The organism is Nostoc sp. NMS2 (genome assembly GCF_017115105.1).
Taxonomy (GTDB): domain Bacteria; phylum Cyanobacteriota; class Cyanobacteriia; order Cyanobacteriales; family Nostocaceae; genus Nostoc.
On record NZ_JABXKH010000167.1, the window covers coordinates 25,793 to 37,586 of the forward strand.

Here is an 11,794-nt window from a genome sequence, read left to right on the forward strand (position 1 = left end):
TCTAACTTAAATTTGCCCTTAAAATTATACAATTGCCACTAAGGAATTGCGCTACCACCAAAATTTGGTATACCACCTCCAGTTGGAATACCATACTTAGCAGGGTCGAAGCTGCCTTCTGTTGGAATACCATACTTAGAAGGGTCGAAGCTACCTTCTGTTGGAATACCATAGCTACCCAAATTAAAGCTACCTTCAATTGGAATACCATATTTAGAAGGGTCGAAGCTACCTTCTGTTGGAATACCATACTTAGAAGGGTCGAAGCTACCTTCAGTTGGAATACCATATTTAGAAGGGTCGAAGCTACCTTCAGTTGGGATACCATACTTAGAAGGGTCGAAGCTACCTTCAGTTGGGATACCATATTTAGAAGGGTCGAAGCTACCTTCAGTTGGGATACCATACTTAGAAGGGTCGAAGCTGCCTTCTGTTGGAATACCATATTTGGAAGGGTCGAAGCTGCCTTCAGATGGGATACCAAACGCGCCTCCAGGTGCGAAAGGATCGCTGAGGTTGCCAGGGTACAGACTATCAAAAGTATTACTAGGAAAAGAATTTGTATCAGTTGCCATTAGAGTTAATCCTCCTATTAGGACATAAAGTTTGCGTAGCTAAGAAATGTTAAAAAGGCACAATTAAGCTTCTTTTGTAACTTTTGTTTTGTTTTTTTAGTTGCTAATCTTGAGATTTTCGGACTGAATTACAGAGTGTTTTCATAAAATTTACGGGACAAAAAACCTGTAATTAACGCTAGCTACTTGAAAAAATATATAAAAATTAACTAATTTTTACAATGAAAAATCTTTAGATGCTTGTGTCAAATATTTAGATCCTTTTTGTACTGAAATTTGCAGGTTAAGCTCATTGAAATTGGTATAAATCAGACTTGACAAATTGCCCCTACAACATCTTTATCGAACAGAATTAAGGAGTCAGGACGGGCTAAACCCTAGCTATTCGCTAACAGAATAATGCCTCCGGCACGCTCCGCGAACAGTTGGGTATTCTGTATGACTGGCGGATGAATAATCGGCGTTTTTGCACCTGACTTTTCACGTTATGTGGAAAAGTCCACCAAAAACCTAACCCCCTAACCCCCAACCCGTGGCGGGAAGGGGGAAATTAAAAGTCTCTCTCCTTAAAGGAAGAGAGAAATAGAAGAGAGGTTTTCCAGATGCCGTGAAAAGTCAGGTTTTTGCACACCCACCAAATTGAAAATTTGGTGGTCAACAAGACCTGCGCCGGTCTGAATCCCCGACTGATGGTTACTGAGCGACTCGTGCCGAGCCTGTCCTGAGCGTAGCCGAAGGGCGGAGTCGAGGTAAGCCGAAGTATTGATTTTGACCGGAGCAACGGAAACGTCTCCGGCTCCGCTCCTGAATTCTGTTAGCGGATAGCTAGGGTTTAGCCCATTCTGAATTCTTCAACTTTAATTTTTAATTTTTTGACGGTGGTTAGCAGCTTGCAATAACAGAGATTCGGCAAAAGCGATCGCATCGCTTGCAGATTTACCACCAGCTAACTGCGCTAATTCTTCCCGGCGAGTGGTTAAATTATCCAGGGTAGTAACTCTGACAACGGTACGCTGCTCGGCGTTGCCATTATTAGCTTTTTTACCTTTGCCTTGATTAATAGTTTGCTTATCTACGCGGAAATGGCGATCGGCCATTGCCGCAACTAAAGGCTGGTGGGTAACGCATAATACTTGGTTGCGTTGACTTAGCTGGTGTAGTTTTTCCGCGATCGCTTGGGCGACCCTTCCCGAAACCCCGACATCAATTTCATCAAAAACCATTGTCCCAGCCACGTCAACCTGAGAAAAACAAGCTTTCAGCGCCAGTAAAAAGCGGCTCATTTCCCCACCAGAAGCAATTTCCGTTAAAGGTTGCAGTGGTTCTCCAGGGTTAGAACTAAATGTAAAAGTAATTTTATCTGCTCCCATAACAGTGGGGAAAGCAGGCACTATCTCAACCAGAAACTTCACCTTTTCCATCGCTAAAGGCTTGAGTTCAGCTATCAAACGTGATTCTAAATTAGCAGCCGCCTTACTCCGCAATTGAGTTAACTGATTACTTGCTTGGGTAAGTTTTTCAAAACACGCCTTTTCTTGCTGTTCTAAATTTTCTATAGATTGTTCACTGTCGTTAAGTTGGGCTAATTCCGCTTGGATACGTTGGTAATAAGCGATCGCTTCTGTAAGTGTCGGCCCATACTTGCGGCAAATTTGCTTTAATTCTTGAATCCGTTCTTCCACCTCTGACAATCGCTGCGGATCGGCTTCCAAACCATCCCCATAAGCATTAATCTGTCTTCCCACTTCCATCACCGCAGCTTGCGCGTCTCTAACCAATTCCAATAGGTGTTGTAGTTGGGTATCGTACTCCACCATGTCATTTAATGTAGCCTCACTGTCTCCCAGTAAATCTGCTGCGGCTGGGGTTTCATTGTCGTTTTGATACAAAGCTTGATAGACCTTGTAACTCATCTGTTGCAAATCGACGACATGATTTAGGCGTTCTCGTTCTTGTCCCAACTGTTCCAACTCATTAGGTTCGCCCAGATTGGCTGCTCCCAATTCCTGCACTTGATAAGTGAGCAAATCTAGTTGTTGCAACCGTTCCCGTTCTGATGTCCGGCGTTTTTCTAATGCTAAATGCGCCTGTTGGTAAGTATTAAAACTCGTAGCGACTTTATGACGCTGCTGCATTAGAGAATCGCCGCCATATAAATCTAACCAGTCGCGGACTTGGGCAGATTGTCCCACTTGTACCGTTTGACCTTGGGCTGTGATTTCCACCAAGCGATCGCGCATTCCTCCCATAATCTGCCGATTTACCAACACGCCATTTACCCGCGATCGACTGCGGATATTAGTTGCAGTGGCTGTGATTTCTCGGCTAATAACTACACAATTTTCATCAAGCAAATCTATTTCTTGTTCAGTCAACCAAGCCGCTAGGGAGGCATTTGAGGTGAAAGTTGCTTCTACCATCGCTCGACTTGTCCCCGTGCGAATGACTCGACTAGAGACTTTACCGCCTAAGGCGGCATCAATGGCATCCAAAATAATCGATTTTCCAGCGCCGGTTTCACCTGTTAACACATTTAGTCCCGCGCCAAATTCCAATTCCAGTTGGTCAATTAAGGCAAAGTTTTCAATTCGCAGGCAAAGCAACATCAAGCCAAATTCTCCATAAGGACAGATGCCGGATACTTCTAATTTACAGGACAATAAGTATAATTTTTCAGCAACTGGCAATACCTACTACTATTGAACTAGTATGCCTGTTTAAGTGTAGCAGACCCATTGGGGAGTAAGAATTTTAGATTTTAGATACTTCGACTTACCTCGGCTCCGCTCGGCACAAGTCGCTCAGTACAAGTTTTGGATTTTAGATTGAAATTTAATCCAAAATCGTCAATCTAAAATCCAAAATTGAAATACCCAATGCCCAATGCCCAATAATATTGTTACAATACTTAATGTGATCGTTCTGACTGGTGGCCTTTTTCATGATTGTTAAGACACTTCCCCCTAGTTCCCGACCGATTCAGGAGGATAGTCGCAACGGCACAAATAGCCGAGGCGAACTGGACGTTATAGATATAGTGCCAGAAGAAAATGGTACATCAAGCTTAGTTGTGCGTTCACCAAGACTCTTAGCAGCCCAAAAGATCAGGACAACAGCCGAACCTGAGACACTTTACGATCCCGTGGGCATAGCGGCGCATTACCAAAACAAACCCCTACAAGTTTTACGGCGGATTTTCGCCGTGTTGGGGCCGACTTTTTCCTTTGCTTTTGGGTTGTGGTGGGATAGTAAACGGGGAATTGTCGTCAAAAATGACCGCCGCCGAGCCACTCAGTTAAGAGTATTGCTGACTCAACTGGGGCCTGCTTACATCAAAATTGGACAAGCTTTGTCCACTAGACCGGATCTTGTTCCTACCGTATATCTAGAAGAATTAACCAAACTACAAGACCAATTACCACCTTTTCCCAACGAACTTGCTTACCAGTTTATCAAAGAAGAACTAGGTGCGCCTCCAGAAGAGGTTTACGCCGAACTCTCGGCCCAGCCAATTGCTGCGGCTTCCTTGGGACAAGTATATAAAGGTAAGCTAAAAACTGGTGAAGAAGTCGCCGTAAAAGTCCAACGCCCCGACTTAAGAGAGCGGATCGCTATTGACTTGTATCTCTTGCGTAACCTCGCTGCCTGGGTGCAGAAAAAAGTCAAACGGGTAAGAAGTGACTTAGTTGGGATTCTTGATGAATTAGGCGATCGCATTTTTGAAGAAATGGACTACATCCACGAGGGTGAAAATGCCGAAAGATTTTTCGAGTTGTACGGTCACATAAAAGACATCTACGTACCGAAGATTTACTGGGAATATACCAATCGTCGCGTTTTGACGATGGAATGGATTAACGGTATCAAATTAACCCAGACAGCAGAAATTAGCGCCCAAGGCATAGATGCTCGTTATCTAATTGAAGTGGGTGTCCAGTGTTCCCTGCGCCAATTGCTAGAACATGGATTTTTCCACGCCGATCCCCACCCTGGTAATTTATTAGCAACACCAGATGGTAAATTGGCTTATCTCGACTTCGGAATGATGAGCGAAATTAAGCCACCACAGCGTTATGGTTTAATTGAAGCGATCGTCCACGTCGTCAACCGCGACTTTGAAGGATTAGCAAAAGACTACGTTAAATTAGACTTCTTATCACCAGAAACCGATTTAACACCAATTATCCCAGCTTTTGCCAGAGTCTTTGCTGATGCCCAAGGAGCCAGTGTTGCCGACCTTAACATTAAAAGCATCACCGATGAACTATCGGCTTTGATGTATGAGTATCCTTTCCGCGTACCTCCCTACTACGCCTTAATTATTCGTTCCCTTGTTACCCTCGAAGGGATTGCAATATTTATAGATCCCAACTTTAAAGTCCTCAGCGAAGCTTATCCCTACGTTTCTAAACGTCTGTTAACAGACCAAGCACCGCAATTAAGAGCATCATTGCAAGATTTGCTATTTAAAGATGGCAGATTTCGCTGGAATCGCTTAGAGAACTTATTACGTAATGCACGTAACAGTCAAGACTACGACTTAAACTTAGTGCTGAATCAGGGGATAGAATTTTTATCATCTGAACGTGGTGCTTTCATCCTTGACAAGCTAGTAGATGAATCTGTTAATGGACTCGATGCTTTAAGTAAAAACGTTTTGCATAACTTCACATCCCTCTTACGGGAACGTGTTGGATTGACAGCAGTTAATGAAACTCCAGCAGCGACAGTTGAGCAACAACAAACTTTAGAGCATATCAAACATATATTAGGTATTCTCCAAGAAACACGAGGCTTTGACCCACTGCAACTTGCGACTCAAGTTGCCGAGTTATTGGTAAATTCAGATGTACAACGTTTAGGTCAAAAAATTGCCAACCGCTTCACGCAAAAAGCTATAGCTAGGTTGATTCGGCAATTATTGGCATCGTAGTAAGAGTTATGAGTTAAAAAATTTCTTTAACTCATAACTCATTAACATTCGCAATTACATAACCCAACTCTTCCAGCTTTTCTAAAACCTTAGTTGCACTTTCAGCAACGCTTTCTTGGTTAGTTTTGCATTCGACTTCAGGACGCAGTGGTATTTCATAAGGATCATCAATACCAGTGAAGTTTTGAATTTTCCCCGTTCTGGCTTTTTTATATAACCCTTTTACGTCTCGCTGTTCACAAACTTCTAATGATGCATTGACGTAAACTTCAATAAAACATGGAATATTTTGGCGCACTTCTTCTCGAATTTCACGGTAAGGTGAAATGGTCGAAACCAATACAATTACATTATTTTTTGCAAGGAGATGAGCTACAAAGCCAATACGGCGAATATTCTCTTCTCGGTCCTCTTTACTGAAACCCAACCCTTTGCATAGATTTTGACGTACCGCATCACCATCCAGAACTTCAACTCTGTATCCCTGTATCCGCAGTTCCTTTTCCACGAATTGACAGATAGTAGTTTTCCCTGCACCACTTAGACCAGTGAACCATACTGTCACCCCAGACTCTTGTTGTCTCATCCTACCCCCGCAGTACACTTCAAATGGCATCCAGTATATATACAGATTTAATTTAAAAAAATAGTCTTTATTATAACAATAGTCTGCGAAATAAGACTTACCACTAGGAAGTTATAGAAAACTAAGTTCAAAATGTTTACAAAGATTAGATCCTGTGCAGCTTTATAGCAGCGTTACCTGTTATCTGTGGGCGATTCCTTTATTTAGGTGTTCCTGATACAGGTTTATTTATTGACAATGATGGCAAGACTAGTGGTCTGTCCCATAAGTTTTGCAAGGTTTGTAGTGAGCGATAAATCGCTCAATTTTAAGCACTGAAGTGCTTACTACAAACTTTTATAACCCTTCAGAATTAATGGGACAGACCAATAGTGGTCTGTGTCATTAATTTTGCTGGGTTAGTAGTGAGCGATCTCTCGCTCAATTTTAAAGGCTAGAGCCACTGACTGTTCATGACGACAGGCTTTATGATGTGCAGTTTCTGGTGTACAGTGTCCGATCCTTTTAAATTAGGAACGAAAAGAAATCCGCCAAGCATTTACTTTAGCAGAGTTGAATTACTGGCTGCGATCGAGTGCAGTGATTCCTAATTACTAAAGAATCTGCCTCATTAGAACGTAATTGTTGAAATCAAATTTTTAGTTTTTAAGAGAGGTTTTTTCATGACTGAATTGCAGGTCAATACTACCACTATCGGTAATCAATCTAACTCCACAGTAGCGATAGATCAAAATGGGAACTTTGTCATTTCCTGGACTAGTTTTGATCAAAACGGGGTTGGTGGGATATATGCCCAACGATACAACATTGATGGGCAGCGTCAAGGGAGTGAATTTCAGGTCAATTCCATTACCACCACTGACCAAAGTATCCCTACAGTAGCGATGGATGCAACTGGGAACTTTATCATTTCCTGGACTAGTTTTGATGAGTTTGGTTCTAGCAATGGGGTATATGCCAAACGCTACAGCAGTTCTGGGGTGGTTCAAGGGAGTGAATTTAAGGTCAATACCGACACCAACAGCATTCTATTGAACCCCGCAGTAGTGATGAATGGAAATGGAAACTTTGTCATTTCCTGGACTAAGTTTGATCTGGACGGGTCTAGCTATGAGATATATGCTCAACTCTACGACAGTAATGGAGTGGCTCAAGGGAGCGAATTTAATGTCACTAACAAGGCCAGTGCCGAGCAATATAACCCCACGGTAGCGATGAATGCAGGAGGGGGCTTTGTCATTTCCTGGACTAGCAATCTTCAAGATGAATCTAACAATGGGATATATGCCCAACGCTACAACAGTAATGGGGTGGCTCAAGGGGGCGAATTTAAGGTCAATACCCAGACCATTAACAATCAAACTAACTCCACAATAGCGATCGCTCAAAATGGGAACTTTGTCATTGCCTGGCAAAGCGAAAATCAGGATGGGTCAGGCTATGGGATATATGCTCAACGCTACAACAGTAATGGGGCGGTTCTAGGTGGAGAATTTAAGGTCAATTTCACTACCATCAGCGATCAAATTAACCCCAAAATATCGATGGATACAACGGGGAACTTTGTCATTTCCTGGCAAAGCAATCTTCAAGACGGCTCTGGCTATGGGATATATGCCCAACGCTACAACAGTGCTGGGGTGGCTCAAGGGGGCGAATTTAAGGTCAATACCCAGACCGCCAACGACCAAAGTACCCCCACAGTAGCGATGAATGGAAGGGGGGACTTTGTTGTTTCCTGGACTAGCTATGGTCAAGATAGGCAAGTACCGCAGGGTGAGGAAATAAATCTTAATGGGGGGATATATGCCCAAGTATACAAAAGTGGGATTCCCCCAGTAATCACCTCTACTACTGTCTCTGCCTTGGCATACACCGAGAACGCCACTACAACCATCGACTCAGCGATCGCTGTCAGCGATGAAGACTCCCCCAACCTGGCTAGTGCCACCGTCAGCATTACCAGTGGTTTCGTCTCTGGTCAAGACACCCTCGCCTTCACCAACCAAAATGGGATTACGGGCAGCTACAACAGCAGCACAGGTATCTTAACTTTAACTGGCAGTTCCAGTGTTGCTAACTATCAAACTGCCCTGCGTTCTATTACTTATACCAACAGCAGTGATAACCCCAGTCTCACACCCCGTACCGTCAGCTTTATAGTTAACGATCAGAATGTTAGTAGTACCGCCCTTACACGTGATATTAATATTACGGCGGTGAATGATGCACCTGTTGCCAGCACCACAAACTCTGCTCTGGTCTATACTGAGAACGCCACTACAGCCATCGACTCAGGTATTACCGTCAGCGATGTAGACTCCCCTAACCTAGCTAGTGCCACTGTCAGCATTACCAATGGTTTTATTTCTGCTGAAGATACACTCGCCTTTACCAACCAAAATGGGATTACGGGCAGCTACAACGGCAGCACAGGGGTTTTAACTTTAAATGGCAGTTCCAGTGTTGCTAATTATCAAACTGCACTGCGTTCCATTACTTATACCAACAGCAGTAATAACCCCAGTCTCACACCTCGTACCGTCAGCTTTATAGTTAATGATGGGACTGCTAATAGTACAGCCATTACCCGCAATATTAATATTACGGTAGTGAATGATGCGCCCGTTGCTACTGCCACCAACTCTGCCCTAGCATACACTGAGAATGCAATTACAGTCATCGACTCAGGCATCACTGTCAGCGATTTAGACTCTGCTAACCTTTCCAGTGCCACTGTTAGCATTAGCAGTGGTTTTGCCTCTGCTCAAGATATTCTCGCCTTCACTAACCAAAATGGGATTACGGGCAGCTACAACAGCAGCACAGGGGTTTTAACTTTAACTGGCAGTTCCAGTGTTGCTAATTATCAAACTGCCCTGCGTTCCATTACTTATACCAACAGCAGCGATAACCCCAGTCTCACACCTCGTACCGTCAGCTTTATAGTCAATGATGGGACTGCTAATAGTACCGCCGTTACCCGCAATATTAATATTACGGCAGTGAATGATGCTCCCGTTGCTGTTAACGACAGCATCACCACAAACAAAAACACACCTATTATCATTAACGCTACAACTCTGTTGAGCAATGATACAGATGTGGATGTCAGTAATGTATTGAGCATTACTGGCTTTACCCAACCTAGCCAAGGAAACTTAGTTAACAATGGCAACAGTACTTACACTTATACCCCTGTCCAAAACTATTATGGCTCCGATAGCTTCACTTACACCATAAGTGATGGGCAGGGTGGCAGCAGTACTGCCACCGTAAACTTGACTATTAATCAATTCAATCAGACTAATGGCACTTCAGGTGCAGACACCCTGAATGGTACGGTGAACCTGGATATCATCTTAGGATTGCTGGGCAATGACACGCTCAATGGACTAGGTGATAACGACACACTTGATGGCGGTGATGGAAATGATTTCTTAGATGGTGGTGCAGGTAACGATCGCCTCATTGGTGGTAAAGGCAATGACACTTATACTGTAGACACCATCGGCGACACTATTGTTGAATCCGCTAGTGCAGGTACAGATTTAGTCAAGTCTTCGGTGAGTTGGGTATTGGGAAATAACCTGGAAAACTTGACTTTGACTGGAACCGACGCAATCAATGGTACTGGTAACAGCCTTAATAATATCTTGACTGGAAATACTGGTGCTAACATCTTGAGCGGAGAAGCTGGCAATGACACCTTATTGGGTGGTGCAGGTAATGACACATTGTTGGGCGGTGCAGGTAATGACACCTTAGATGGAGGTTTGGGAGCGGATAGTCTCAATGGTGGAGTCGGCAATGATATTTATACAGTAGACAACGTAGGTGATATTATCGTCGAAGGCTTAAATGCAGGCACAGATTTAGTTAAGTCTTCGGTGAGTTGGGTGTTGGGAAATAACCTGGAGAACTTGACCCTGACTGGAACCGAAGCAATTGATGGTACTGGTAACAGCCTTAAGAACATCCTGATTGGGAATACTGGCGCTAACACGTTGAATGGAGTTGATGGGAACGATAGTCTGATAGGTGGTACAGGCAATGACACCTTGTTGGGGGGTTCTGGCGATGACACCTTGGATGGAGGTTTGGGAGCGGATAGTCTCAATGGTGGAGTTGGCAATGACATTTACACTGTAGATAACCTGAATGATTCTATTACTGAAGACTTAGATGCAGGCACAGATTTAGTCAAGTCTTCGGTAAATTGGGTGTTGGGAAATAATCTGGAAAAGCTGACTCTGACTGGGAGTGGGGCAATCAGTGGTACTGGTAACAGCATTAATAACCTGCTGACGGGAAATACTGGCGCTAACACCTTGTTGGGGGATTCTGGCAATGACACCTTGTTGGGGGATTCTGGCAATGACACCTTGTTGGGCGGTACAGGTGATGACACCTTAGATGGAGGTGCAGGAGTTGACAGTCTTGATGGTGGAGTTGGCAATGACATTTACACTGTAGACAACGTGAACGACTCTATTATTGAAGGCTTAAATGGAGGTACAGATTTAGTCAATTCTTCGATAACTTGGGTGTTGGGAAATAACCTGGAGAAGTTGACCTTGACTGGAAGCAAGCTAATCAATGGTACTGGTAACAGCCTCAATAACATCCTGACGGGAAATAATGCTGCTAACATCTTGAGTGGAGGAGATGGTAATGATAGCCTCTTTGGAAACTCAGGCAATGACACCATGCTCGGTGGTCTAGGTGATGATTTACTAGTTGGTGGAGTTGGTCAAGATGTGCTGACTGGTGGAATTGGACAAGACAGCTTCAACCTAGCTGGTAGCCGTACTGGGGGCTATGATACGATCGCTGATTTTACTCTTGGAGATGATATTATTTTGGTTTCCAAGGCTGAATTCGCACTGGTTCAATCTCAGAATACTACGCTCGATTCGGGCTTGTTTCGACTTGATACCAGTTCGATCGCAGGAAGCGATCGCTTTATTTACGATCAAACTACGGGGAAACTATTCTTTGACGCAGATGGGATTGGTAAAGCTACACAAGTTCAAATCGCCCAGTTCTCGAATCAAGCAATGCTTAGTAGTGCAAATATTACTGTTATTGCCTAACGAAAGCTAATTATAGCCAGCATTGAGAAATTACCCAGTAAGAGACATCAACTCTTGCTGGGTAATCTGTTATAAATACACATTTGGGTGCAACAAAACTGTAAACTTTTAACTTTCCTCTTGGGAATAACCGTTTTTCTCGCGTTTGAGGCTTTCTTCTAAAGCTTGAATTTGTTCACGACGAGCTTCCAATTCTAAAGAACGCCGCGCTAAGTCTTGGTTTTGCAACGTCAAGGATTGTCGCCAATGTTCTGCTCGCTCGGCTTCGTGCTGCAAAAATTCTGGGGTAATGCCGATGGTGAGGTAGTTTTGTACCAGATGGAGTACCCAGTTGGTAGCGTCTTCTATTCTTTCAATGTCGCCTGTTTGGGAAAGTTCTACTAAAACAAGCAAGTTCTCACTCATGATCTTTCCCTTTCCTAGCAGAATGAAAGCCTCTTCTGGAATTATCGCCCACAAGTTATCAGCTTCTTGACGTGCCAACAAGCGTAACTGGTGCTGGTCTAAAAAATCGTTTTTACGCACCTGGGCTAGATATAGCATGAGGGTTGCTTCGCTCCAATTCAAAATCACCTAAGTTGAGATCGCCGAAAGCCAATGCTCC

General features: G+C 43.7%; 6 protein-coding genes. 2 read left to right on the forward strand and 4 right to left on the reverse strand.

Annotated features, from left to right (window positions below; genetic code table 11):
* Positions 1–38 precede the first annotated feature (38 nt).
* Positions 39–575: a hypothetical protein gene (locus tag HWQ36_RS30915; protein ID WP_292709949.1), complete on the reverse strand. Its 537-nt coding sequence runs from the start codon at positions 573–575 to the stop codon at positions 39–41.
* A gap of 857 nt (positions 576–1,432) precedes the next feature.
* On the reverse strand, positions 1,433–3,181 hold the full coding sequence (gene recN, locus HWQ36_RS30920) for a DNA repair protein RecN (protein WP_292710158.1): 1,749 nt from the start codon (positions 3,179–3,181) through the stop codon (positions 1,433–1,435).
* A gap of 335 nt (positions 3,182–3,516) precedes the next feature.
* On the opposite strand from recN, the gene HWQ36_RS30925 reads away from it, so the two are divergent.
* Positions 3,517–5,508: an AarF/ABC1/UbiB kinase family protein gene (locus tag HWQ36_RS30925; protein ID WP_292709951.1), complete on the forward strand. Its 1,992-nt coding sequence runs from the start codon at positions 3,517–3,519 to the stop codon at positions 5,506–5,508.
* A 31-nt stretch (positions 5,509–5,539) separates the two neighbouring features.
* Here the strand turns inward: HWQ36_RS30925 and cysC are convergent, their stop codons facing one another.
* The gene (gene cysC, locus HWQ36_RS30930) at positions 5,540–6,124 is read right to left on the reverse strand and encodes an adenylyl-sulfate kinase (RefSeq protein WP_292709953.1); all 585 of its coding nucleotides are present in this window, start codon (positions 6,122–6,124) and stop codon (positions 5,540–5,542) included.
* Between the two features lie 632 nt (positions 6,125–6,756).
* Here cysC and HWQ36_RS30935 point away from each other — a divergent pair.
* Positions 6,757–11,190, forward strand: coding sequence for a cadherin-like domain-containing protein (locus tag HWQ36_RS30935; RefSeq protein ID WP_292709955.1), 4,434 nt, complete (start codon positions 6,757–6,759; stop codon positions 11,188–11,190).
* 108 nt (positions 11,191–11,298) lie between these two features.
* Here the strand turns inward: HWQ36_RS30935 and HWQ36_RS30940 are convergent, their stop codons facing one another.
* Positions 11,299–11,733, reverse strand: a complete 435-nt coding sequence (locus HWQ36_RS30940; RefSeq protein WP_292710160.1) for a hypothetical protein — start codon at positions 11,731–11,733, stop codon at positions 11,299–11,301.
* Positions 11,734–11,794: the final 61 nt, after the last annotated feature.